Source organism: Nocardia sp. bgisy134 (genome assembly GCF_965341865.1).
Taxonomy (GTDB): Bacteria; Actinomycetota; Actinomycetes; order Mycobacteriales; family Mycobacteriaceae; genus Nocardia.
Map to the genome: position 1 here is coordinate 525,923 of NZ_CBDQZP010000001.1, position 23,967 is coordinate 549,889.

19 protein-coding genes and 1 tRNA gene are annotated in these 23,967 nt (G+C 69.7%); 14 read left to right on the forward strand and 6 right to left on the reverse strand.

Annotated features, from left to right (window positions below):
- Positions 1 to 118: 118 nt before the first annotated feature.
- Positions 119 to 1,519: a glycine--tRNA ligase gene (locus tag ACRWNM_RS02300; protein ID WP_431962919.1), complete on the forward strand. Its 1,401-nt coding sequence runs from the start codon at positions 119 to 121 to the stop codon at positions 1,517 to 1,519.
- A 111-nt stretch (positions 1,520 to 1,630) separates the two neighbouring features.
- Here ACRWNM_RS02300 and ACRWNM_RS02305 read toward each other — a convergent pair whose 3' ends face one another.
- Positions 1,631 to 2,242: a TenA family protein gene (locus ACRWNM_RS02305; RefSeq protein ID WP_431962921.1), complete on the reverse strand. Its 612-nt coding sequence runs from the start codon at positions 2,240 to 2,242 to the stop codon at positions 1,631 to 1,633.
- A gap of 62 nt (positions 2,243 to 2,304) precedes the next feature.
- On the opposite strand from ACRWNM_RS02305, the gene ACRWNM_RS02310 reads away from it, so the two are divergent.
- Together ACRWNM_RS02310 and ACRWNM_RS02315 are read left to right on the forward strand one after the other, a co-directional pair.
- Positions 2,305 to 3,618 carry a phthiocerol/phthiodiolone dimycocerosyl transferase family protein gene (locus ACRWNM_RS02310; protein WP_431962923.1) on the forward strand — a complete coding sequence of 438 codons (1,314 nt, stop codon included), beginning with the start codon at positions 2,305 to 2,307 and terminating at the stop codon, positions 3,616 to 3,618.
- 64 nt (positions 3,619 to 3,682) lie between these two features.
- On the forward strand, positions 3,683 to 5,152 hold the full coding sequence (locus ACRWNM_RS02315; protein ID WP_431962925.1) for a molybdopterin-dependent oxidoreductase: 1,470 nt from the start codon (positions 3,683 to 3,685) through the stop codon (positions 5,150 to 5,152).
- A 320-nt stretch (positions 5,153 to 5,472) separates the two neighbouring features.
- On the opposite strand, the gene ACRWNM_RS02320 is transcribed toward ACRWNM_RS02315, so the two are convergent.
- Both ACRWNM_RS02320 and ACRWNM_RS02325 read right to left on the reverse strand, forming a co-directional pair.
- Positions 5,473 to 6,291: a MerR family transcriptional regulator gene (locus ACRWNM_RS02320; RefSeq protein WP_431962927.1), complete on the reverse strand. Its 819-nt coding sequence runs from the start codon at positions 6,289 to 6,291 to the stop codon at positions 5,473 to 5,475.
- Positions 6,292 to 6,347: 56 nt separating this feature from the next.
- A complete protein-coding gene (locus ACRWNM_RS02325; RefSeq protein ID WP_431962929.1) occupies positions 6,348 to 8,330 on the reverse strand; it encodes a TPM domain-containing protein in 1,983 nt (660 codons plus the stop codon).
- Between the two features lie 50 nt (positions 8,331 to 8,380).
- On the opposite strand from ACRWNM_RS02325, the gene ACRWNM_RS02330 reads away from it, so the two are divergent.
- The 9 genes from ACRWNM_RS02330 (at position 8,381) to dnaG (ending at position 18,189) form a co-directional block, all read left to right on the forward strand.
- On the forward strand, positions 8,381 to 9,058 hold the full coding sequence (locus ACRWNM_RS02330) for an MBL fold metallo-hydrolase (protein WP_431962931.1): 678 nt from the start codon (positions 8,381 to 8,383) through the stop codon (positions 9,056 to 9,058).
- Positions 9,059 to 9,089: 31 nt separating this feature from the next.
- Positions 9,090 to 10,235, forward strand: a complete 1,146-nt coding sequence (locus ACRWNM_RS02335) for a serine hydrolase domain-containing protein (RefSeq protein WP_431962933.1) — start codon at positions 9,090 to 9,092, stop codon at positions 10,233 to 10,235.
- Between the two features lie 71 nt (positions 10,236 to 10,306).
- Positions 10,307 to 11,557, forward strand: a complete 1,251-nt coding sequence (locus ACRWNM_RS02340; RefSeq protein WP_431962935.1) for a PucR family transcriptional regulator — start codon at positions 10,307 to 10,309, stop codon at positions 11,555 to 11,557.
- Positions 11,558 to 11,678: 121 nt separating this feature from the next.
- On the forward strand, positions 11,679 to 12,677 hold the full coding sequence (locus ACRWNM_RS02345) for an alpha/beta hydrolase (protein WP_431962937.1): 999 nt from the start codon (positions 11,679 to 11,681) through the stop codon (positions 12,675 to 12,677).
- Between the two features lie 54 nt (positions 12,678 to 12,731).
- On the forward strand, positions 12,732 to 12,947 hold the full coding sequence (locus ACRWNM_RS02350; RefSeq protein ID WP_431962939.1) for a hypothetical protein: 216 nt from the start codon (positions 12,732 to 12,734) through the stop codon (positions 12,945 to 12,947).
- 6 nt (positions 12,948 to 12,953) lie between these two features.
- On the forward strand, positions 12,954 to 13,937 hold the full coding sequence (locus tag ACRWNM_RS02355) for a hypothetical protein (RefSeq protein ID WP_431962941.1): 984 nt from the start codon (positions 12,954 to 12,956) through the stop codon (positions 13,935 to 13,937).
- Positions 13,938 to 14,167: 230 nt separating this feature from the next.
- A complete protein-coding gene (locus ACRWNM_RS02360; RefSeq protein WP_431962943.1) occupies positions 14,168 to 14,863 on the forward strand; it encodes a YdcF family protein in 696 nt (231 codons plus the stop codon).
- 4 nt (positions 14,864 to 14,867) lie between these two features.
- Positions 14,868 to 16,127, forward strand: a complete 1,260-nt coding sequence (locus ACRWNM_RS02365; RefSeq protein ID WP_431962945.1) for a deoxyguanosinetriphosphate triphosphohydrolase — start codon at positions 14,868 to 14,870, stop codon at positions 16,125 to 16,127.
- 151 nt (positions 16,128 to 16,278) lie between these two features.
- Positions 16,279 to 18,189, forward strand: coding sequence for a DNA primase (dnaG, locus tag ACRWNM_RS02370; protein WP_431962947.1), 1,911 nt, complete (start codon positions 16,279 to 16,281; stop codon positions 18,187 to 18,189).
- 173 nt (positions 18,190 to 18,362) lie between these two features.
- Here the strand turns inward: dnaG and ACRWNM_RS02375 are convergent, their stop codons facing one another.
- Positions 18,363 to 18,611: a hypothetical protein gene (locus ACRWNM_RS02375; RefSeq protein WP_431962949.1), complete on the reverse strand. Its 249-nt coding sequence runs from the start codon at positions 18,609 to 18,611 to the stop codon at positions 18,363 to 18,365.
- A gap of 222 nt (positions 18,612 to 18,833) precedes the next feature.
- Here ACRWNM_RS02375 and ACRWNM_RS02380 point away from each other — a divergent pair.
- Positions 18,834 to 18,906 (forward strand) — tRNA-Asn (locus ACRWNM_RS02380).
- A gap of 24 nt (positions 18,907 to 18,930) precedes the next feature.
- On the opposite strand, the gene ACRWNM_RS02385 is transcribed toward ACRWNM_RS02380, so the two are convergent.
- Positions 18,931 to 19,149, reverse strand: coding sequence for a hypothetical protein (locus ACRWNM_RS02385; RefSeq protein ID WP_431962951.1), 219 nt, complete (start codon positions 19,147 to 19,149; stop codon positions 18,931 to 18,933).
- Positions 19,150 to 19,378: 229 nt separating this feature from the next.
- Here ACRWNM_RS02385 and ACRWNM_RS02390 point away from each other — a divergent pair, with 229 nt between their 5' ends.
- On the forward strand, positions 19,379 to 20,494 hold the full coding sequence (locus ACRWNM_RS02390; protein ID WP_431962953.1) for an MAB_1171c family putative transporter: 1,116 nt from the start codon (positions 19,379 to 19,381) through the stop codon (positions 20,492 to 20,494).
- 44 nt (positions 20,495 to 20,538) lie between these two features.
- Here the strand turns inward: ACRWNM_RS02390 and ACRWNM_RS02395 are convergent, their stop codons facing one another.
- Positions 20,539 to 23,826: a protein kinase domain-containing protein gene (locus tag ACRWNM_RS02395; RefSeq protein WP_431962955.1), complete on the reverse strand. Its 3,288-nt coding sequence runs from the start codon at positions 23,824 to 23,826 to the stop codon at positions 20,539 to 20,541.
- Positions 23,827 to 23,967: the final 141 nt, after the last annotated feature.

Below are 23,967 nucleotides of genomic sequence, written 5' to 3' on the forward strand. Positions count from 1 at the left end.
ATACGGCACAGGTGGCTGGCGGTGCAAACCCGGTTGCGTGATGCCGATAGGCTGGAGGTCATCGATCGCATCAAATGAAAAAATTCGATGCAGTGAATGCAAATCCGACTCGCAGTGGATGGAGAAATCTCGCGTGGCACCCAAGTCGAAGGTGGACACCGTTGCCAACCTCGCCAAGCGCCGGGGTCTGGTGTACCCGTGCGGTGAGATCTACGGAGGCACCAAGTCGGCATGGGACTACGGTCCGCTCGGTGTCGAGCTGAAGGAGAACATCAAGCGCCAGTGGTGGCGGGCCATGGTCACCAGCCGCGAGGACGTCGTCGGCCTCGACTCGTCGGTGATCCTGCCGCGCCAGGTGTGGCAGGCCTCCGGCCACGTCGAGACCTTCACCGACCCGCTGGTCGAGTCGCTCGTCACGCACAAGCGCTACCGGGCCGACCACCTGCTGGAGGCCTACGAGGAGAAGCACGGCCACCCGCCCGCCAACGGCCTCGCCGACATCCGCGACCCCGAGACCGGCGACCCGGGCCAGTGGACCGAGCCGCGTAACTTCTCCGGCCTGCTCAAGACCTTCCTCGGCCCGGTGGACGACGAGGAGGGCCTGCACTACCTACGCCCGGAAACCGCGCAGGGCATCTTCGTCAACTACAAGAACGTCGAGACCACCGCGCGCAAGAAGCCGCCGTTCGGCATCGCCCAGATCGGCAAGAGCTTCCGCAACGAGATCACGCCGGGCAACTTCATCTTCCGCACCCGCGAGTTCGAGCAGATGGAGATGGAGTTCTTCGTCAAGCCGGGCGAAGACGAGCAGTGGCACCAGTACTGGATCGACACCCGCATGGCCTGGTACACCGACCTCGGCATCGACCCGGAGAATCTGCGGCTCTACGAGCACCCGAAGGACAAGCTGTCGCACTACTCGACGCGCACCGTCGACATCGAGTACCGCTTCCGCTTCCAGGGCAGCGAGTGGGGTGAGCTGGAGGGCGTCGCCAACCGCACCGACTTCGACCTCAAGACGCATTCGGAGCACTCCGGCACCGAGCTCAGCTACTACGACCAGGCAGGCAACGAGCGCTACATCCCGTACGTCATCGAGCCGGCCGCGGGTCTGACCCGTTCGCTGATGGCGTTCCTGGTGGACGCCTACGCCGAGGACGAGGCCCCGAACGCGAAGGGCGGCGTGGACGTTCGCACCGTGCTTCGCCTGGACCGCAGGCTCGCGCCGGTGAAGGCCGCCGTGCTGCCGCTGTCCCGCAACGCCGACCTGACCCCGAAGGCCAAGGACCTCGCCGCCCAGCTGCGCAAGCACTGGAACGTGGAGTTCGACGACGCGGGCGCGATCGGCCGCCGCTACCGTCGCCAGGACGAGATCGGCACCCCGTTCTGCATCACCGTCGACTTCGACACCCTCGAGGACCAGGCGGTGACCATCCGCGAGCGCGACTCGATGGCGCAGGAGCGGATCGCGCTGGACAAGGTCGAGGGCTACCTGGCCCAGCACCTCATCGGCGTCTGAGTTCCCCGCGCGACGACCCGCGACCGGTGTACCGGTCGCGGGTCGTCGCGTTTCCGCGACGCTCGAATCGCGTTCAGCGGCAAGGGGTCTGGTCGGTCCCGGTCGATCCCGTCAGTCGAGCGGCACGTCCCAGAATGCCAGCTCGTGGCGCATGCCTTCGCGGAAGAGGAGCTCGGCGCGCCCGGGATCGACGCCGGACTCGTCGAGCATCTCGGCGCAGCGGCGGGTCAGCGCGGCGAAGCCGGGATCGGCGTAGGTATCCACCCAGCGCCGATAACGTGGCTCGGCGGGCGGGTCGACGGCCAGCTGCGCGCCGAGCGTGGAGTAACCCCACATGCACGGGTAGAGCGCGGCCAGACCTTCGCCGTAGTTCGCGGCCGAGTCCAACAGAAAAGCGGCGTAGTTCGCGCACGGGCCGCCCTTGACCGCGCCGTCGAGATCGGCGCCGAACTCGGCGGCCAGCGAGCGGTGCAGGGCGAGTTCGTTGTGGAAGGTGGCGTGCGCCAGGTCGACCAAGTCGCCGAGATGCGCGGCGGGCGCCTGCCAGGCCAGCCTGCTGAACACCCGCACGTAGTCGAGCAGGAACAGGTAGTCCTGCTCGAGCCACGACCGGAACACCGGCTCGGGCAGGTCGCCCGCGGCGATGCCCGCCACCGTCGGGTGCGCGCGCTGCGCCGCGACCAGCGGGCCACCGATGTCCTCCAGATGTGCCGCGAGACTCATGTCTCTCAGTCTTCCGTACTGTTCGGTTTGCGCGGGACCCGGCGGTGCCGCACGCTGGGCGTGTGTGGTGGACAGTGGACGACACGGTGCGAGTGCTCGCGCCGTCCGAGCAGCGTTTCGTGCGGCACGCGACCTACACCGGTCGCTCCGTTCTGGTCGAGGGAAAGCTCGACATCGCCGTGTTGCGAAGCGCATTCGGCGCACTGCTGCGCACCCATCCGATCCTCGCCTGCCGCATCGGTGAGGACGCCGACGGGACCGGTCATCTGCTGCGCCCGGCGGGCGACGCGGTGGGGGTGTGGGTCCGCGCCGGTGACACCGCGACCGTCCGGCTGCCGGACGGGACGCTCGATCCGTCGGTTCAGCTCGCCTATCTCGACGTGGTGATCGAGGACGCCCGCGCGCGCGTGACGCTGTACGCGCACCACGCCGTCGCGGACGCGGGCCACTGCGTGGCGCTGCTCGTCGCGCTGTGGGACCGCTACACCGACGAGGTGTCCGGCGCGGCGAATGACAGTGTGCCGCAAGACTTTCCGCGTCCGCTGGAGTGGTACGCCGCACGGCATGGTATTCCCAGGTCGGCGGTGTCGGGTCTGGAAGCCGCGTCCCGGCCGCTGCCGCACGCGCCGATCCTGCCGCCCGATCCGGCGACTCCCGCTCCCGCTTCGCTGGCCCGGCCGGAGCGGACGATCCTCGGGCCGGAGGCGACCGCGCGGATCGTGGAGCTGAGCCGTCGCCACGGCGTCACCGTCAACGGGTTGGTCACGGCCGCACTGCTGCGGGCGTATGCCGAAACTGCCTCGGGGCCAGTCGATTCGGTGCCCGGAGATTCGGATGCGCGCGTTGCGGGGCCGGGCGACGCCCTGCCGCTGCGCTGCGTGTATCCCGTCGACATGCGCTCGCGACTGACTCCGCCGGTGGCTGCCGCCGACGGCACCAACATGGCGGGCCTGGCCGCGTTCGCCGCCGACATCACGTCCGCCACGGACGTCGTCGAACTGGCGCAACGCATTTCGGCGCGGCTGAGCCACGACCTGGCCGAGGGCATCGTGCAGCAGTCGGTGCTGCACTTCCCGGAGTTCTTCGGGCCCACCGCGATTCACTCGCTCGCCGGGCACATCGCGGTGACCAACACCGGCAGGGTGCCCCGCTTCCGCACCCCGCAGGAACTCACACTCACCGATTACGAGATCGTCTACCTCTCCGCCCACCCGCGCCCGTCGGCCGGACCGTCGGCGGCCGTCACGTTCCTCGTCTACACCTTCGCCGACCGGCTCTGCGTCGGCGTGCTCGGCGGCGGTCAGCTCGCGGCGCGACTACCGGACGCCGTCGGCCGCGAACTCGCCCAGTTGGCCGCGGTGTCGATCGACGCGTGATCCGAGCGGGCCGACGGGCTGGCCGTGTCCGCGATTTCGTGGACAATGCTGGGGGAGAACATCGATGACGATGCGGCGGAAGCGGGTGTTTCGGACAGTGCGGACGAACGGAAAGAGCGGCCTCGGGGCGGCCGCGGTCGGGGTGGCCGCGCTGGGGCTGGGGGAGGCGATCGCGGCCGCCGGGGGCGGGTCGCTGATCGACACCGTCGGCCGGGGCCTGATCGACACCGCGCCCGTGCCGGTTGTAGAGGCCACCGTCGCGCTGTCGGGTCGGCACGACAAAGAGATCACCCGGCTCGGAGTCGGCGCGGGTGCGATCGCCGCGACCACTGTGCTCGGCGCGCTGCCGCCCCGGCTTCGGACACCGGCCGCGGCGGCGTTCGGGGCGGGTGCGGCGGCGCTGGCGCTGCGCAGATCGACCCGGTCCCCGTCCACGGCCGCAGGCGCGTCGGCGGCGGGCGCGGTGCTGGCGGCCGGGTTGGGCAAGCGGCCGGGCGGGTTGTTCGGCGCGCTGGCGTGGACGGCGGCGGGCGCGGGATTGCTCGCCGCCGCGCGGACCCTGCACCGCGATCGTGATCGCGTGCGCGACAGCGCGATTCGAAACGTCGGCCCGCTGGGCGGCATCGGCTTGGTGCCGGACGACGGCCTCGACGAGCCAGGTCTCTCCTCGCTGATCACCACGGCGGGCCGGTTCTACGTCGCCGACGTGAACCTGCGCCCGCCGCGCATCGATCCGGACCGGTGGCGGCTGGCCGTGACCGGCATGGTCGCCCACCCGCTGCGGCTTTCGCTGGCCGAATTGGCCGCCGACGCGGTGGAATTCGACGCGGTCATGGTCTGCGTGCACAACCGGGCCGGGCAGGGCAGGGCGGGCAACGCGCGCTGGTTCGGCGTGCCGCTGGCGCACCTGCTGAAGCACGCCATTCCGGAGCCCGCCGCCACCCGCCTGGTGACCCGCGCCGTGGACGGCTACACCATCTCGCTGCCGGTCGAGCCGTTGCGCACCGGAGAGCTGCCCGGCTACCTGGTGATCGGCATGAACGGTGCGCCGCTGCCGCCCGAGCACGGCTTCCCGGCCCGCGTCTTCGTGCCCGGACTCTACGGCCAGTACACCGGCGCGAAATGGCTGTCCGAGCTGGAGCTCGCCGACGACAGCCACACCGATTACTGGGTACGGCGCGGTTGGCCGACCGATCTGCTGTGGGTCGAGCCACACGCCCGCATCGACACCGCCGCCCCGGGACGCACGATCTCGGGCACGCTCACCGTCGCGGGCGTCGCCTGGGCCCCGCCGCACGGCGTGGCGGCGGTGGAGCTCAGCGTCGACGACAGCACATGGCGCCCGGTCGATCTCGGCACCGAACTGGCCCCCGCCGCCTGGCGCCGCTGGCGCACCACCCTCGAGCTCCCACCCGGCACGCACACGCTGCGCGCCCGCACCATCAGCCGCTCCGGACAGGTACAGGAAAGCGCCACCCGCGCGCCGTTCCCCGCGGGACCCACCGGCATCCACACCGTCACCGTGCAGGTCTGAGCGAGCGTCACGGAATGATGCCTGCTGTCACCTCGCCGACCGGTCCCGTGCGTGCTGGTCTGAGCCAGCCCGACGCCCAGGGGGGATGGCTTCCGTTGCCAGTCGAGAGCGGTCCCGCGCCGCGCGGTGTCTTTCCGAGCGAGTGTCACGCCGAGCAGGGATAGCTTCTACTGCTGGCTAGCCGACCGGTCCCAGCGCCGCGCGATGCAGATCTGAGGGTCGCGCGGAGCGGGGACGGGTCCTGTCGACAGGCGCCCAAGCTGTTCACGCCGCTGGATTCGGCTCGAAAGCGCTTGCACCGCAGCGGCTCCGGGTGCGCTTCACCGGCGCGCGATCGGCTCCTGCAACTCCGTGACCCACCCGCTCGGGTCCTCGGTGAACTCCAGGGTCACCTCGCGCGCAGGGCCGTGCGAACGGTAACCGTTGGCGTCGATCCACCGGCCGAGCGCCTGCCAGGGTTCCAGCACTTCGTTCATGCTGCCGCGGTGCACCACGGTCGCGGCCCGATCGATCGCGGGCAGATCGACGATCGAGAAGTCGTGTCCCGCACCGGGTTCCGTGGCGACCGGCAGCGCGGCGTGCACCAGCACCGAACCGTCGGGGCGCTCGTCGTAATAGGCGATGCCGGGCCCGACGGGTTCGAGCCCCGCGCGCTCCAGCCGTGCGCACAACTCCTCGAACAGTGGGCCCACCACGGGACCGATCGACCGCGGCTCGAAATCGCCCGCCTCGCCGGTCAATTCGGCGACCCGGACGGCAGGGACGGACTTGACGACCACATCGTGCACGGGCATGGCGCCCTCCTTCTCGATGACGCGGAGTCTCGTCTCGACCTGGACGAGCCGGTCCCGGTCCGTCGCGATGCGCTGCTCCAGTTCCGGGCGGCGCAGCGTGAGCATGCCGCGCAGTTCCGCGCCGCTCACCTCGTCGTCGAGGATCCGGCGCACCTGTTCCAAGGTGAAGCCGAGCTCCTTCAGCGCGACGATTCGGTTGAGCCGGGCGAGCTGGCCCGCCGCGTAGGACCGATAGCCGGTTGCCGGGTCGACCACGTCGGGCCGCAGCAGCCCGATGCCGTCGTAGTGGCGCAGCATGCGCACCGACACCCGTCCGTGTCTGGCGAAATCTCCGATACTGAACATGACGCCTCCGGTTTACGGCCTCACACGGTGTCAGGGTCAAGCGCCGCGCGCGGTATTCAGAACCGCCCGCCCCGGCTGACCCGCCGCGACCCGCTGGACCCACCGTAGGAGCCGGGCCGATACCCGCCGCCCGAGCCGTGCCGCATCCCGCCCGCCGCGCCGCGCAGCAAGCCCTCCAGCAGGATGCCGCCGAGCACCGCGCCCGCCTGCGCACCGCCCGAGGGCGGCCTGTTCGACTCCCAGGCGCGCACGCTGGCCTGCGCCTCTTGGAGCGCGCGACCCGCCAGCTCGGCCGCCGCCTGCGCGTGCCGCAGCGCCTGACCGGGGTCGGTGGCCGCGAGCCGTTGCGCCGCATCGAGATTCCGCTGCGCCTCGGAGAGCCGGGTGCGTGCGGTGGCGTCGATGCCGCCGCGGCGCGTGGTGACGAACTCACCCGCCGCGCGCACCCTGGCGCCCGCATCGGTGAGCGCCTGGTCGAGGCGGCGGCGCAGATCCTCGGCGGCAAGCTTGCGATCGGTGGCGGCGGCGATGGCCCGATCCAGATCGCCGTCTGCGGCCACCGCGCCGTGAAAGGCGTCCAGCGGATCGGCGTCGGCCATGGCGGATGCCTTGTCGAGAGCCTGCCGCGCCGAGGCGGTCGCGGTGGCCAGTTCCGGGCCGCCGAACGCGGCGAGTTCGGTGGCGGTGGCGATGTCCTTGCGCAGTTCGTCCAGCACCGCGGGCAGGCCGTCGCGGGCCTGCTGGATGTCGGTCGCCGCGTTGTCGACCGCGTCCAGCAGCGTGCGCGCCTGACCGATGGCCCCCTCGGCGGCCCTGATCGCGCCGACCGCGCCGCCCTGCTTGCCGACCGGCAGCGCCATGGCTTCGCGTCCGGCATCGATGTTCTGTTCGGCGAACGAGATACGTTCGCGCGCCATCGCCGTGTTGTCCCGAATGGGGGCGAGCACGCTCGCCGGATGCGCGGCGCTGAGCCGGGCCAGTTCGGCCTCCGACGCGGGCACCCGGCCGGTGAGGTCGACCAGGTCCCTGGTCAGCGCGTCCAACCGGCTCGGCGCGTCGATCAGCAGGTCGCGCATCGCGTCGAATTCGGCGACCCGCCCGTCGAGTTCGCGATCCGCGCGGCCCACGGCGCCGATCAGCTCGATCAGCAGACGGCGCTGCTCGTCGGCGGTCTCCGGAATGTCGTCGTCGAGCCGCTGACGGAGGGTGAACGCCCTGGCGGCCGCGGCCTTCGCGTCGTTCAGCGCGGTGGTGAACGGCGCCGCGGCCGTCGCGCCGAATTCGCCGACGGCCAACTCCAATTCCTCGCCGCTGGTACGTACCGCGTTGTCGATCTCGACGAGCACCTCACGGGAACGCGCGTGCAGCGCCTCCAGCGGAAGCGCGGCGAGGGCGGTGCTGTCGCCGGGGTCCACCCGCCGCGCGGTGTCCAGCTCGGCCCGCTGCCGATCGCGGCGGCGTGTGCGCGTGTACAGCAGCAGCGCGCCCACCGCGACCGCGACGACGAGCGCCAGGATCAGCAGCGTGCGGAAGCCGACCCCGCCCGCGCTCATCGCCGAGTTCAGGCCGTCGGCGGTCGCGATCCCCGCGGCGGCCCAGTCGCTGTCGCGCAGTGCGGGCTCGACCCTGCGAGTCAGCAGTTCCTCGAGCTCGCTGTCGCTGACCCCGACCGGCAGCTCGCCGTAGAACCAGTAGTCGCGCGAGCCGGTGGCGACTGCCAGCAGCAGATCTCGGGTGCCGAATCCCGATGCGGCGGCGGTCCTTTCGGCCCACGCCTCCGGGCCGAGCCCGTCGAAATCGCGGGCGTAGGCGATCCACAGCCGGATCTGCCGGTCGTCGTAGAGACGGTCCACCGCGGCCCGCACGCTGTCCAGCTGAGCACTGTCCAACGCGCCCGCGCTGTCGACGACGTAGGTGTCCATGCGGCTCGGCGGCTCCGCCGCCGCGGTCGGCGCGCCGAGCAGCGCCGTGACCAGCAGCAGGAGGCAGGCCACCACCGGGGCGGTCCGGCGGGCGCGACGATTCGGCTGCGACGGCATTCCACGAATCTATCCCCGGTTACCGCCGAATCAGTGGATAGCATCGTGGCGTGATCACGATCGACCGCCCCTACACCGGACACGTGTCCGCGGGATCGAACCCGCAGCAGCGCGACCTCGACGGCGCGCGCGTCATCAAAATGTCCGTCGGTGCGATGGACAACAACGTCTACCTCGTGCAGTGTGCCGCCACCGGCGCCGCGCTCCTCATCGACGCCGCCAACGAACCCGACCGCATCCTGGAGCTCATCGCCCAGGAAGCGCCCGGCAAGGTCCGCCTGATCGTCACCACCCACCAGCATCCCGATCACTGGTGGGCGCTGAAGGAGGTCGCCGCCGAACTCGACGTCCCCACCGCAGCTCATCGGCTCGACGCCGACCCGCTGCCCGTCACCCCCGACCGCCTCCTCGCCGATGGCGACATCGTCGAGATCGGCGACCTCATCCTCGCCGCCATCCACCTCAGCGGCCACACCCCGGGCTCCATCGCCCTCGCCCTCCCCGAGGAACCCGGCCGCATCCACCTCTTCACCGGCGACAGCCTCTTCCCCGGCGGCGTCGGAAAGACCAACAGCCCCGAAGCTTTCACCTCCCTCTACACCGACGTCACCACCAAGCTCTTCGACCGCTACGACGACGACACCGTCGTCTACCCCGGCCACGGCGACGACACCACCCTCGGCGCGGAGCGCCCGCATCTAGGGGAGTGGCGCGAACGCGGCTGGTGACAGTCGAACTGAAACATGTTCTAATTCCTGAGTGACGGATTCCATCGCCGGGACCTGCGACCCCGCCTTTCGCGAGGTGGGGGAGGTGTTCGCGGCGAGCTTCGCCGACGGGCAGAACCGGGGCGCGGCGGTGGCGGTGTTCGCGGGCGGACGGCCGGTGGTGGATCTGTGGGGCGGGGTGGCCGACGAGCGCAGCGGGCGCCCTTGGCTGGCGGACACGCCGTGCGTCGCTTTCTCCTGCACCAAAGCGGTCACCGCCACGGCCGCGCTGCTGGTCATGGAGCGCGAGGGGACCGGACCGGAGCAGCCGGTGCGCCGCTGGTGGCCGGAATTCGCCGCGCACGGCAAGCACGCGGTCACCGTCGAGGACCTGCTGACCCATCGCGCGGGCCTGCCCGCCTTCGAACGGCCGCTGACGAAGTTCGATGCGGCCGATCCCGCCGCCATGGCCGCCGAACTCGCGGGGCAGATCCCGGTGTGGGAGCCCGGCGCCAAGCACGGCTATCACGCGCTCACCTTCGGCTGGCTGGTCGGCGAGTTGGTGCGCAGGCGCACCGGCCGGACCGTCCCGGAGTTCGTGAGGGAGCATTTCGGCGCGGAACTCTGGGCGGGCCAGGGCGAGATCGCGAACGCCGCCCGCCTCGGCTTTCCACCTGCCACTGAAATGGAGTGGCGGACAGAGGATCTGCCCGACAACACCGCGGTCCGGCGACTGGCCGAGTCGTATCGGGATCCCGACTCGCTGCTGATGCGCGGGTCGACGAACCCCACCGGCTCCTACAACGATCCGACCGTGCTCGCGGGCGGCTGGCCCGGATCCGGCATGGTGACCACACCGCGCGCGCTGGCCCGTTTCTACCGCGACCTGATCCGCGGCGACCTGCTGCGCGCCGAGACGCTGCGCGACGCCGTGCGCGAACGGGTGCGCGGCGCGGACGAAGTCCTGTCCCTGGACAGCGCTTTCGGGCTCGGCTACATGCGTCCGTCGCTGAACTTCCTGCTCCCGAAGAGCGCACGGGCGACCGCGTTCGGCCATCCCGGCGCGGGCGGCTCGGTCGGCTTCGGCGACCTGGAACACGACCTCGCACTGGCGTTCATCCCGAACCTGCGCCGCGAAGGCCTCGCGGGCGACCGCCGCGCCTACGACCTGATCGCCGCGGTCTACGCGGCGCTCTAGCACCGCGGCCCAGGGCTTCCGGCGCGGCGACATATCTTGCCGCAGCCAGCCCGCGCGGTCACAATGCCGCCATGTCCGCCGTGCAGCCCCGCCTGTCGGTCGATGCTCCGATCATCAACCGGCTTCTCCCGCGTCTCACCGATCTGTTCACCGAGTTGCTCGATGCCGGGATCGCGGCGATCCCGGGCGCCGAGGGGTTGCCCGACGGGCATTTCACCGACGAGGTGATTCCCGCGATCGTCGCGGGCGCCGGGCTGTTCCTCGAAGCGCTCGACGAGGGACGGTCCTGCACTCCCGAGGAAGTCGCCGAGCTTGTCGTTCCGGTGGTGCGGAGGCACGCCGAAGACCGAATTCCGTTGCGGGCCTTGCTCTTGGCGTTGTTCGGAGGTATGCGGCACCTCTGGGCGAAGGCAGGGTCGCTCGCCGAGCCGGACGACCTGTCCGATCTGTTGGCCTTCTCCGACCTGCTGCTGGACCTGCTGGCCAATCTGACCGTGTCGATCACCGAGACGCACAGCGACGTGGAGCAGTCCATCTACGGCAGCGAACGGGAGGCCCGCAGGCTGCTGTGCGCCGCCTTGCTGCGCGGTGTCGAGACGGCCGAACTGGCCGCGCGCGCCGACATCACCCTGGCCGATCGCTACGACATCCTCGCGATCCAGGTCGTCGCGTTCAGTCAGGCGGGTCCGATGGTGGACGCCGTGATGGCCCGCCGCCGAATCCGGCTGGTGCAGCAGACACTCGACACGCTCGCCGGAACCACCGCGCTGAACACCTTCGACGGCACGACCGGTATCGCGCTGCTCCCGACGGCCGCCGACCCTTCGATCAACGCTCCGTACGCGGAGCTGGGCGCGGGGCTGGCGACCCGCCTCGGCGACGCCGTCGTCGTGATCGACGCCGGATCGGTGCCGCGCAGCGAGCTGGCGGTCGCCGCGGGCGAGGCCGCCGAACTCGGCGATCTCGCCAGGGCCCTCGGTCTCCCGACGGGCAGCTACGTGCTCGACGACCTGATGCTGGAATACCAGCTGACCCGTCCGGGACGGTCGCGAGATCGACTGGCGCAACGCATCGTTCCGCTCGAGCCGTATCCCCACCTGATCGAGGCGCTCGACGCGCACATCCGGCACGGTTCCGATCGCAAGGCGGCGGCGGCCGACGTGCATCTGCACCCCAACAGCTTCAGTTATCGCCTGCGCCGCGTCGCCGAGCTGACCGGCTTCGATCCCTCCGATCCCAGCGAATCCAGGCTGTTGTCCGCGGCGTTGATGGTCTACCGGCTCTACCCGCCCGCCGCGAGTGCGACCATCGACTCGAATTGACGGCGGTTCGTTCCGCGTGACTAATGCGGCGGGTCGTATTCTCGTATCAATGCAGTGACACCGACTCAGACGGTTGCCGATACTTGTGACACGATCACAACGTACGAGAAGGGCTGTCACCATGAACTCGGTCGACGTGGACCGTTCCGCCCAACGCCCCCAACCGAATCCGCTGCGCACCGATTTCCCGGGCGGCAGTCGCCGCTCCCGGCTGCTCGACGCGGTCATCCGGTACTCCGTGCGCCCTTTCCTCGCGCTCTGGTCGCGCTACCCCGATCTGCCGTGGCCGTACGATGCGGTCGACCACCTCGGGCGCGTGCTGCGCACCACGCCCGGACTGGTCCGGCAGCGTATCGCCCTGCCGCACTGCGCGGCCGAACTCACCACTCCGCGCGTCGTCGACGACTCCCGCTTCGTGCTCTACCTGCACGGCGGTGCGTTCCTCATCGGGAACCGGGCGCTGCACCATCAGATGATCGGCCGCTTCGCCGACCTGCTCTCGGCTCGAATCCTCGCGGTCGGTTATCGCAAGATGCCCAAATACGGGATTGCCGAGGCGGTTTCGGATTGCGTCGACGGATACCGGCACGCACTCGAGATGGGCGTCGCGCCGGAGAACATCACGTTGATGGGCGATTCCGCAGGCGGCTACCTCGTTTTCGTGACCGCGCTGGAGATTCGCGACCAGGGTCTGCCGATGCCCGCCGCGATCGTCGCCATGTCCCCGATGACCGACTGGGACCACACCGCCAAGCTCGCGGCGCCCACCGGTGGCGTCTGCGCGGTCTTCCCGGTCCGCGCGGTGCCGATGCTCGGCATACTCGCCGAGCGCACCCGTGGCGCAACGCCTTTGGTGTCGCCCGCGCACGCCGATCTGGCCGGGCTGCCGCCCACCCTGATTCAGGCCAGTTCCAGCGAATTCGTCTACCCCGACGCAGAACTCATGGCCGCTCGCCTCGCCGAGCACGGCGTGCCCTGCGAACTGCACATCTGGCCCGGACAGGTGCACGTTTTCCAGGCGGCCGCCTCGATCGTGCCGGAAGCCGCCCACGCCGTCGCGGAGATCGGTGGGTTTCTCGATCGCACGCTGTGGCAGCGGACCGAACGCCGCAGCGCCTGACTCCGAATACCCGATCAGCCAACTCTTTTCCGACACTCAGGAGCCCGTACCGGGATGACCGACCCGAAAAGCGAGTTGCTCGCCGAACTGGCCGAGCCGCGCGAAATTCTCGACCAGCTCACCGACGAGGAGGCGACGACCCTGCTGACCCTGTTGCGCCGCGCCGAAGAACAGCAGCGGCACAGCCTCGACGCGGCCATCGACGCGGCCTTCGACGTGCTGCCCCGGCTCGTGCGCATCCCGGCGCGCAAGATTCTGTTCGGAAGGTAGGCGACGATGACCGATCTGCTGACGCGTGGCCAGCTGGACATGCTGGCCCAGACGCTGAACGCCGACGCCGCCGACCTCGCCGGGCTGACCCGCCTCGGCGCACAGAACCTGCGCGAATTGCGGGAGCGCATCTCCGACCGGCTCTTCGACGCGCACGCGGCCACCTTCGCCAGGGTGAGCAAGCTCGCACCGCTGATGCCCAACGCGCTGGCCGCCAAGGTGGCGCTCCAAGCGGTGCCTGCCGAGGTCGGCGGCAGGGCCGGGGGAGCGCTCGGGCTCGACCATCCCGACCGGGCGGCGGGGATGCTCGGCGAACTCACACCGGAGTACCTCGCCGACGCGGCGCCCTATCTGGATCCGCGGGTCATTCCGGTGCTCGCCCCTCGGGTGCCCGCGGAGGTGCTGGTGCCCACCGCCAACGAGCTGCTGCGCAGGCGCGACTACGTCACCGCGTCGCGGTTCCTCGAGCACGCCACCGACGAACTGATCCGCGGCTTCGAGCGCGGCATCGCCGACGGCGAAGGGTTGCTGCGCACCGCCGCGCTGACACCGTCGGCCGATCGGCTCGAGGACGTCGTCCGGGTGCTGCCCCCGGCGCGTCGCGGCGCCATCGTCCGGGCCGCGTCGGCCGGCTCGGACGAAACGCTGATCGCCGGGATCTCGGTGCTGTCCCGGCTGGAGCCGGAGCTGCGCCGCGAGCTCGGCGCCGAGTTCCTCGACGATCTCGACGAGGCGGGCCTGGACCGGTTGCTCACCGTGGGCACCCGGGACGAAGCGGTGGTCGAGCTGCTCACCGTGTTGTCCGAGGTGGACGAGCGTCACTTACGCTCGATCGCCGACCGGTTGAGCAAGGGCGACGGCTCCGTGGTCGGCGCGCTGCTCGACCAGGCGACCACGCCGGCGGCGCGGCGCACGCTGCACGCCATCGGCGAACTGCTCGAGCCGGCCGAACGGCCCGATCTCATCGATCTCGTCGACCGGACGAAGTGAGGACTGTCACCTGCGGGACGACGCTGTCGTTCGCCTCGTGTCGGCAGGTGAGTGCGGATTCGTCGGGGCGGCAGCGCGATTCGCGGTGGCCTGGTCGGGCGGCTTCGTTTCCCGGTCGGCGCAGCCGCGCCGGATGCGGGCCGCCGGGCGGATTCCCTTCGCGTATCGATGCGGCCACACCCCGTGCGCAGGTCGGCGAGGAGTCGGGGTGACCTGGCAGACTTGGTGAAGTGATTTCGGCACCTCAGCGCAGCACGCCGGCCTCGGCGCACGAATCCGGCCTCGTGCGCGGGGCCGGAGCCGGGGTGGTGCGCTGGACCCGGCGGATCCTGATCGCCGCGGTGCTGATGAGCCTGGTGTTGGTCGGCGGCACCGCTTTTCGGGTCTGGCAGGTCGCGCGGATCGACGACTACACCAAGGCCGACGCGATCGTCGTACTCGGCGCCGCACAGTATTCGGGCACACCGTCCTCGGTGTTCGAGGCTCGCCTGGACCAGGCGTATCAACTGTTCGAGGCGGGTATCGCGCCATGGGTGATCACCGTCGGCGGTAAGCAGGAGGGCGATCTCTACACCGAGGCCGCCTCCGGCAAGAACTATCTCCAGCGGCGCGGCGTACCGGCCGACCGCATCCTCGCCGTCGAGACCGGCTCGGACACGCTGCGCAGCGTCGAGGCCGTTGCCCTGGCCATGAAGGCGCGCGACATGTCCTCCGCCGTGCTGGTCAGCGACCCGTGGCATTCGTTGCGCACCCGCACCATGGCGCGCGATGCCGGGCTGCACGCGTGGACCGCGCCCACCCGCACCGGTCCCGCCGTCTACACCCGCGAATCCCAGGCGCACGGCATCGCCAGGGAGACCTTCGCGCTGCTGTGGTACCAGCTGACGCATTTCTCCGCCGACTTCCCCTACACCGCGGGTCAGTGACTCGATGGACAGCTATACCGACCACGACCGGGAACGGATGGCCGCCGAGGGCGCCAAGACCGCCGGCCTCGCCCCGCCCCGCAGCGAGTTCGAGAACGGCCACCGCACCGAGTTCGCCCGCGACCGCGCCCGTGTCCTGCACTCCGCGGCGCTGCGCAGGCTCGCGGACAAGACCCAGGTGATGGGCCCGCGCGACGGCGACACCCCGCGCACCAGGCTCACCCACTCGCTGGAGGTCGCCCAGATCGGCCGCAGCATCGCCGACGGTCTGCGCTGCGATCCCGACCTGGTCGACCTGGCCGGGCTCGCACACGACATCGGCCACCCGCCCTACGGCCACAACGGCGAGATGGCCCTCGATCAATTCGCCGACGCGCACGGCGGATTCGAGGGCAACGCGCAGAACCTGCGCATCCTGACCCGCCTCGAACCCAAGGTGCTCACCTCCGACGGCGCGAGCGCCGGGCTCAACCTGACCCGCGCCGCCCTCGACGCGGCGATCAAATATCCGTGGGGCAGAACGGGATCCGGCACGAAGTTCGGCGCCTACGATATCGACCTGGACCGGCTGGCGTGGATACGCAAGGGCGCGCCGGACCGCAGGCGCAGCCTGGAATGCCAGATCATGGACTGGTCCGACGACGTCGCCTACTCGGTGCACGACGTCGAGGACGGCATCATCGCGGGCCGTATCGACCTGCGCGCCCTCGCCGACCCGTCCGAACAGTGCGAGCTCGCCCGCATGGGCCACGCCCAGCACGGCAGCCTCACCACCGACGAGCTGATCCAGGCCGCCCAGCGTCTGTCGGAACTGCCGGTGGTCGCCGCGGTCTTCCGCTACGACGGCACCCTCACCGCCTCGGTCGCCCTGAAACGACTCACCAGCGAGCTCGTCGGCCGTTTCGCCACGGCCGCCATCATGGCCACCCGCGCCGTCGCGGGCCCCCAACCGCTGTCCCGCTACGCCGCCGACCTCGAGATCCCGCCGGTCGCCGCCGCCGAAGTGGCCATGCTCAAAACCGTCGCCCTGCGCTACGTCATGTCCGACCCCGACCACCGGCGCCGCCAAGCCGCCCAGCGTGAACGCATCCTCGCCGTAGCCGCCCGCCTGCACACCGAAGCCCCCCGCCACCTCGACCCCCAACTCCTCCCATGGTGGCACGCCGCCACCACCCCGACCGCCGAGATCCGCGTCATCGTCGACCAGATCGCCTCCTACACCGAAAGCCGCTTCGAACGCCTCGCCGACTATTTCGGCTGTTGACGTAATCATTACGTCATTACGTCATTGCCTCGCTGGTCCGCGCCGGGGTTCGGTCGCAGTTCGACGTCCGTGTGATCGACCCCTGAAGCGCGCCGTTCCGGAGAACCGGTGCCGCTGCCTCGGTAGTCGCCGGACTGGCTAGACTCGTCGCGTGGCCGGACGACTCCCTGATCGCGATATCGCGGCAATACGCGAACGCGTCCGGATCGAAGACGTGGTGGGGGAGTACGTCGCGTTGAAGCGTGCGGGCGCGGACTCCATGAAGGGGCTTTGTCCGTTCCACGACGAGAAGTCGCCGTCGTTCCACGTGCGGCCCAATCACGGCCTTTTCCACTGCTTCGGGTGCGGCGAGGGCGGGGACGTCTACAAGTTCCTGCAGAAGATCGAGCACATCGGCTTCGTCGAGGCCGTCGAGCAGATGGCCGACCGGATCGGCTACCAGATCAACTACGAGGGCGGCGGCACCTCGGTGCAGCGCGATCGAGGCACCCGTGCCCGCCTGGTCGCCGCCAACGCCGCCGCGCACGAGTTCTACATGGCCCGGCTGCGCGAGCCGGAGGCCGAGGCGGCGCGCAAATACCTCACCGACCGCAACTTCGACGGCAACGCGGCCCTCCAGTTCGGCTGCGGCTACGCCCCGGACGGCTGGGACGCGCTCACCAAGTACCTGCTCCGCAAGGGCTTCGACTTCAAGGAGTTGGAGGCCGCGGGCCTGTCCAAGCAGGGCAAACGCGGCCCCATCGACCGCTTCCACCGCCGCCTGCTGTGGCCGATCCGCAATCTCGGCGGCGAGGTCATCGGCTTCGGCGCCCGCAAGCTCTTCGACGACGACACCATGCCCGGCAAGTACGTGAACACGCCGGAAACGTTGCTGTACAAGAAGTCTCAGGTGCTGTTCGGCCTCGATCACGCCAAGCGCGAGATCGCCAAGGGCCGCCAGGCCGTCGTGGTCGAGGGCTACACCGACGTGATGGCCATGCACCTCGCCGGCGTGAAAACCGCCGTCGCCTCCTGCGGCACCGCCTTCGGCGACGAGCACATGGCGATCCTGCGCCGCCTGCTGATGGACGACAACTTCTGGCGCGGCGAGATCATCTACACCTTCGACGGCGACGCGGCGGGTCAGGCGGCCGCGCTGAAGGCCTTCGCGGGCGATCAGAAGCTGGCGGGCCAGACCTACATCGCCGTCGCGCCCGACGGGCAGGACCCGTGCGAGCTACGCCAGCGCTCCGGCGACGGCGCGGTCCGCGACCTGATCGCGCGGCGAACCCCGCTGTACGAGTTCGTGATTCGCGGCCTGCTCGCCGAACACAACCTGGACGCGGTCGAAGGCCAGGTGGAAGCGCTACGCCGCGCCGTCCCCGTGGTCGCGCAGATCAAGGACAACGCCACCCGCAAGGCCTACGCCACCCGCCTCGCGGGCTGGGTCGGCTGGGACGACATCCAGACCGTGGTGCGCCGCGTCGGCGAGGAAGCCAAGCGCAACCGTCTCGGTGGGCCGCGCCGCGCTGAAGCCCCCGCGCCGACCGCCAAGGTCACCGAGCACCCTGCCGCCCGCCCCAACCCGAACGACCCGGTGCTGCTGCCGCAACGCCAAGTCCTCTGCGCCGCTTTGCAATACCCGGCGATCGCGGGCACGGTGTTCGACGCGCTGGAGACCGAGGCGTTCACCCACCCCGCCTACGTCGCGGTCCGCACCATGGTCGCCGAAGCGGGCGGCGCGTCCGCCGGACTGAGCGGCGCGGAATGGGTCAACGCCGTCACCGACGCCACCGACGACCTCACCCTGCGCGCCCTGGTCTCCGAACTCGCCAACGAGCCGCTGCCGGTGAAAACCGTCGACGACATCCCGCGCTTCATCACCGGCGTGCTCGCCCGCGCCCAGGAGGCGTGGGTCGGCCGTCAGATCGCGACGCTGAAATCCAAGCTGCAACGGCTGTCCGCCACCGAACAGACCGACGCCTACATGGCGCTGTTCGGTGATCTTGTCGCGCTGGAGCAGTACCGAAAGAGCCTGGAAGCTCAGGCGATGGGTAACTCCGACGATTTCGCCGCTGGGTGATCGCGGGTCTGTCACTCAGAGCTAGACGCTCCCGAGGTGGCGGCCCTACTGTTGCCCGCTGATCGACGAGCGCGGCTCGGGGCGCTGATGAGTATGGCTGGGCTCGGGACGATGACCGCCGACCCGATCGCAGTCGTGGTCGGCGGCGTCTGTTCGCTCTACGCTCGCGTCGCTCAGCGGCGCCGCAGCTGATCGTGCGGCACGAGCACGGTGGTGCGCTCGTCCAACGGCACCATCGGCTCCAGCTGCGGACGGGTGCTCAACTTGTCCGACAGTCGCTGCCGCCCCACCTGCACCAGCTTTCGGGTCACCGGACTCGAGGTGACCGCGCGTGTGGCCGCGCTGATCTGTTCGTAGCGAGCCCGCCCGGCCTTACTGCCGAGCACGTAACCGGCCGCGACGCCGATGATCAACCGCAGCATTCCTCGAGCTCCTCCCAATCGCCTGTGCGCGGCTACCATCCTGCCCGACGCCCGGTCCGCCTGTCGATCCGGCACCGAGTTACCCCTGAGACACCAGGTACCCCACCAACCCCACGCGCACCCCGGCATCACCCCAGGTAGACGCGCGATTTGGGAACCCGCCCGGCAATACGCTAAAGTTTCACCTCGGCCCGCCCAGTACGGGAGAGCCGCCCAGAATAGTCCCCTATAGCTCAATTGGCAGAGCAGCCGACTGTTAATCGGCAGGTTTCTGGTTCGAGTCCAGATGGGGGAGCCGAGAACGGCCCCTGACCAGCGCTTAGCGTACACGGTCGGGGGCCGAATTCGTTTCCAGACCGCGAATAGCGCCGGAAAGTCTCTCAAAAGTCGAAATCTGTCCTGCACCGTCGCTGTCCTGCTCACGGTGACCGAGCCCGCCCATGACCGCACTGTGGATCACCACCGCAGCGTCATGGTGCACCCGCCCGCGAGCCATGTACTTGCGCTGAGTCATCGCCGGATCGGCGTGCCGCAACATGCGTCCGCACCTCCGCTTCGACCTCGGCTGCCGTGTCGAAGGCCACCGAGTGGCGCACTGCCCGCAAGTATCCGAGCGATCGCAACCGCCGAGCACCGTCGATCGGATGAAATCCAAGACAGGTCAATGGTTGCCGGGTATAGGTGATCCGGCGCCGCGTGGTTGTGCACCCGAGGCGGCAGTATCCTCCGACCGGACACGAGTTCCGCCGGACCAAGAGGATGCGTCGATGTCGTCTCCGATACCGGGAGTCCTGGCCTGGGCGGTGATCGGCTACGTCACGGTTCTCCTGTCGGTTCGGTTATGGCTCGGCGGCGGCGCTGTTATGGATCGGCTCGTGAACCACACGGGCCTGTGGAGCATCGCGACCCTGCTGGTATACCGGTGCGCATCGACGCCGACCATCGACGACCCGGCGAATCAGCTTGCCCTGGGCGGCGTTCTCATGATCACCACATACCAGTACAGCATCGATCGGATCGTCAGCGCCGATGCCGAGCCGGATGCCGTATGGCGCCACCAGCGCAACGCCGCTCTGCTCGCCTCGGCCGTGACGGCCTCGACAGTCCTTGCCGTGGCATCGGCGAGATACTCGGGACGATCGGTCGACCTGCGCCTCGCGGGGGTTGGACTGGTCATCGGTTGCGCCTTCGCCGTCACGTACAACACGGTCGTGCTCACTCGCGCGTGTCTCGGCGTACTCCGCGATGTCGATACCCCGCGCGCGGCGCGGATCGTGTGTGGCGTCCTGATCGCCGGCAATGTCGTTCTCTGGGGCGCGCTGGCACTCTCGCTTTCCCAGCTGGCCACCGGATGGCCCGGCGGACCGCAACTGTCGCTGGTCCAGGCCGCGTTCGCCCTGTGGGTCGCGATCAATGCGACACTGCACGCGATACCGCTGATCGCGGAGCTGGTGCTGCGCGCGGGTATGGATCGCGCCACCAGAACCTGCCGTCGACTGTTGCCGCTGTGGCGTGATCTCACCGCGGCGGTCCCGGAGATCGTCATGCCCGTCGATGCGCGGCACGGCTCGGATCCAGCCACCCGTCTACTGCGGATGACCGTGGAGATCCGCGACGCAATGCTTCACCTAGGCGCTTACCTCCCGGCCGAAACCGGTGAAACGCAACGCAATACCGTGCGAGAGCCCGAATCGGACCGAGAGCTCACCGATTACGCCCATCGGCTGATACGGGCGGCGCAGGCCAGAAAGGCGGGCCTACCGCCCGCCGGCACCGGGGCGCCATCGTCATTGCCGGTGGTCGCGCACGATTTCGACGCCGAACTCGCGCACCTGATCGATCTGGCCCGCATCTGGCCGAAGGCCAAGGCCGCGATGGAATGAGCCGATCGCGCAGACCTGGACGTAGACGGTTCGCCGATGACCGGCTAGCTCCGCTCGGCGACCCAGGCGGCGATCTGGGCGCGTGAGGTGAATCCGAGTTTGGTCAGGATGTGTTCGACGTGTCCCTGCGCGGTGCGCAGGGAGATGCTCAGGCGGGTGGCGATGGCCTTGTTGGTGAGGCCGTCGGCGATCAGGCCTGCCACCTCCTGTTCCCGGGCGGTCAGCTCCGCCGAGGGGCCGGCAGCCGTTGCTTGCGGTTGCTCTCCCAGGGCGTAGCCGATCGCGGCGTCGAGGTCCAGCGCGGCCCCTTCACGGAAGGCGGTCTCGAATGCTCGCCGACCGAGTTCGTGACGCGCCGCTCGTTCGCACTCGTCGTGGTGGACCATCAGGGTCGCAAACGGCACGGTGGCGATGCCGGTCGACCGAGACTGTGCTGTCGCAGCGCCCAGCAGCACGGCGGCGCGCCGCGCACTGCCCTGGCTTCCCACAACCCACGCGAGTATCTCCAGGGCTATGCCGCCCATCAATTGATCTTTTTGCTGCCTGGTCAGCTGCAATTCCTGCCGTAGCAGCGCTAGCGCACGATCGCGGTCGGCCTGGCGCCACGCGGCCACGGCCGCGCCCCACAGGACATAGGAACGATGGAGGGAATCGCCGTGAGATTCGGCGATCGCCAGCGCCTTCTCGTGGTACGGACGAGGTGCCGCGCCATCTCTCTGCAGTTCCTGCGTCCAGCAGAGCGCGATGAGGGTCCATATCTGTCCGTAGACGTCACCCTGCGCGGTGAACGATTCGAGGGCGGCTTCGAGAGGGGCGCGTACGGGCGGAGGGCCGCCGCTGCTGACCGCGCGGAGGGCTTGGGTGAGCTCCGCGAAGGCGTGCACGATCGGGTGCTCGGTCTGTTCGGCGAGCCTCTGCGCCTGCATGAGCAGGGCGGACAGCGCACGGGAATCGTCTTGGGCCGCAGTGACCAGCGCAGCGCGCCACAGTGCCTTGGCGCGTAGCGGAGTGGCGGCAGCGGGACCGGTGGCAAGGGCGCGGTCGAGCCAGCGCCGCTCCTCACCGAGCTGGCCGCGGGGGAGCCAGAACAGCTGCAGGGCCGCCGCGAACGACAGCGCGGCCTCGGATTTCGATTCGGTGTCGTCGAGGCAGAAGGCCAACGCCTCGCGCAGGTTGGGTTGCTCGCGGTCGAGGCGGGCGATCCAGTCGAGCTGGCGGGGGCTGATCCAATCTGCCTCGGCGTCTTCGGCCAGTTGCCGGTACCAATCCGTATGTCGGCGTCGGAGTTTCGTGTATTCACCAGTTTCGTCGAGTTTGTCGCGGCCGTATTCGCGTACCGTCTCGAGCAGCCGGAACCGCACCGCCGGACCCGACTCCTCCCTGATCAGGATGGATTTGTCGACCAGGGCGGTCAGCACGTCGAGCAGGTTCTCGTCGCCGAGGTCGTCTCGGCAGACCTGTTCGGCCGCGTCGAGTTCGAAGCTGCCTGCGAACACCGAGAGCTGGGCCCACACTGCTTGTTCGGCCTTGGTGCACAGCGAGTAACTCCAGTCGACGCACCACCGCAGGGTCTGCTGACGGCTCGGCGCGGTGCGGCTGCCGCGGGTCAACAGCGCATATCGATCGGTGAGGCGTTGCCGGATCTGCTCGGGTGACAACGCTCGCAGCCGGGCTGCGGCCAGCTCGATCGCCAAGGGCAGCCCGTCGAGGCGGCGGCAGATCTCGGTCACCGTCGCGAGGTTGTCCTCGGTGAGGGCGAAGCCTGGCACGGCCGCGGCGGCCCGCTCGACGAACAGGGTGACCGCGTCGTAGCGCGGCGCACCGCGCAGTGTCGGCCGCCGATCCGGATCGGGAACGGTCAGCGGTCGCACGCGTAGGACGGACTCCCCGCCGATGCCAAGGGGCTCGCGGCTGGTGGTGAGGATCCGCAGTGCCGGGCACGCCCGCAGCAAGGTCTCGGCAACCTTCGCCGCGGCATCGACGATTTGTTCGCAGTTGTCCAGCACCAGCAGCAGCCGCCGTGAAGCCAGGTGGTCGACCAGCACCTCGAGAACCAGCCGTCGGCGTGGTCGCAATTCCAGAGCCGTGGCGATCACCTCCGGCAGCAGGCCGCCGTCGTGCAGCTCGGCGAGCTCGACCAGCCACACCCCGTCGGCGAAATCCCGTTGCGCCCCGGTGGCGACCCGCGTCGCCAGTCGGGTCTTGCCGACCCCACCGATCCCGGTCAACGTCACCAGCCGGGAGCGTGCCAGCAGACTCTTGACCTCGGCCAGTTCGACTCGGCGGCCGACAAAGCTCGTCAGCTCGAGTGGATGAGGCGCTTTTGCGCTGACCGACGAAGCGGACGGCACAGGACCCAGAACCGGCGAGCGACCGGTGGTCGGCGGAATCAAGGAAACCGGAGCGCTCTCGGGCCGCCCCCCATCTGCTTCGGCCCGCACGGCTATCTCGTCGACCGGCAACCCGCGTCCGGCCTGCAGTCGTTGCAGTTGCTCACCCAATGCCGCCGCGGAGGGCCGTTGTTCGGAGGTGCGGGCCATGGCATGTTCGATCACCTGCGCGAGGTCGTCATCGATGCCGTGCTCGCGCAGGTTGGGCAGCGGCTGAGTGGTGATCCGCACGAATTGCGCCACCACCTGCTCGCCGCTGCGTCGCTCGAACGCCGCGTGCCCGGTCAGCGTGGCGAACAATGTCGCGCCGAGTCCGTACACGTCGGCGGCGGGGGTGGGTGCCGCACCGCCCAGTACCTCCGGTGCGGTGAACGCGGGTGAACCGGCGACCGTGCCGGTCGCGGTGTGGAACCCGTCGGGAATTCGCGCGATGCCGAAATCGGTCAGCGCCGGCTCACCGTAATCGGTGATCAAGATGTTGCCGGGTTTGACGTCGCGGTGCAGGATGCCGAGCCGATGTGCGGTCTCGAGAGCCCCGGCGAGCTTGACCCCCAGACGAAGCACCTCCTCGACCGACAGGGGACCGTGACTGCGGACACGGGCGTCGAGAGAATGCTGCGGGTAGTAGGGCATCACCAGATAGGGCAGCCCGGACGTGGCGGTGGTGCCGACCTCGAGCACCTCCGCGATATTGGGGTGCCCGGTCAGCCTGCCCATCGCCCGCTGTTCCCGGACGAACCGCTCCTGATTCCCCTCGTCCAGGTCGGCGGTGAGCACCTTGATCGCCACCGTCCGGTCCAAAGCGACCTGGGTGCACCGATACACCACCCCGAATCCGCCGCGCCCGATCTCGTGCGCGTCTGCGAATCCGACCGCCGCCAGCTCCGCCGTGATCTCGGGGATCACGGCGCGCTGTGTCTTCAACGAATCGTTTTCGCCCATGCGCCGGTCCTGCTTCGTGCCGTGCTCAGGATATCGCGCAGTCCATCCTGGTCACGGCTCCTTTCCGCCCCCGGCCTGCGACTCGGCCGTCGCGTTGCGGCACCGCGCCGGCAACACGGCGGAACCGGTTCCCCGCACGCG

Excerpts from the sequence above, each read along its gene's own strand:
- ACRWNM_RS02355 (WP_431962941.1), top strand. The coding sequence starts at position 12,954 with ATGACCGATCTGCTGACGCGTGGCCAGCTGGACATGCTGGCCCAGACG.
- ACRWNM_RS02305 (WP_431962921.1), bottom strand. The coding sequence starts at position 2,242 with ATGAGTCTCGCGGCACATCTGGAGGACATCGGTGGCCCGCTGGTCGCG.
- ACRWNM_RS02345 (WP_431962937.1), top strand. The coding sequence starts at position 11,679 with ATGAACTCGGTCGACGTGGACCGTTCCGCCCAACGCCCCCAACCGAAT.
- ACRWNM_RS02375 (WP_431962949.1), bottom strand. The coding sequence starts at position 18,611 with ATGCTGCGGTTGATCATCGGCGTCGCGGCCGGTTACGTGCTCGGCAGT.
- ACRWNM_RS02385 (WP_431962951.1), bottom strand. The coding sequence starts at position 19,149 with ATGTTGCGGCACGCCGATCCGGCGATGACTCAGCGCAAGTACATGGCT.
- ACRWNM_RS02320 (WP_431962927.1), bottom strand. The coding sequence starts at position 6,291 with ATGTTCAGTATCGGAGATTTCGCCAGACACGGACGGGTGTCGGTGCGC.
- ACRWNM_RS02325 (WP_431962929.1), bottom strand. The coding sequence starts at position 8,330 with ATGCCGTCGCAGCCGAATCGTCGCGCCCGCCGGACCGCCCCGGTGGTG.
- ACRWNM_RS02300 (WP_431962919.1), top strand. The coding sequence starts at position 119 with ATGGAGAAATCTCGCGTGGCACCCAAGTCGAAGGTGGACACCGTTGCC.
- ACRWNM_RS02340 (WP_431962935.1), top strand. The coding sequence starts at position 10,307 with ATGTCCGCCGTGCAGCCCCGCCTGTCGGTCGATGCTCCGATCATCAAC.
- ACRWNM_RS02390 (WP_431962953.1), top strand. The coding sequence starts at position 19,379 with ATGTCGTCTCCGATACCGGGAGTCCTGGCCTGGGCGGTGATCGGCTAC.
- ACRWNM_RS02315 (WP_431962925.1), top strand. The coding sequence starts at position 3,683 with ATGACGATGCGGCGGAAGCGGGTGTTTCGGACAGTGCGGACGAACGGA.
- ACRWNM_RS02365 (WP_431962945.1), top strand. The coding sequence starts at position 14,868 with ATGGACAGCTATACCGACCACGACCGGGAACGGATGGCCGCCGAGGGC.
- ACRWNM_RS02395 (WP_431962955.1), bottom strand. The coding sequence starts at position 23,826 with ATGGGCGAAAACGATTCGTTGAAGACACAGCGCGCCGTGATCCCCGAG.
- ACRWNM_RS02350 (WP_431962939.1), top strand. The coding sequence starts at position 12,732 with ATGACCGACCCGAAAAGCGAGTTGCTCGCCGAACTGGCCGAGCCGCGC.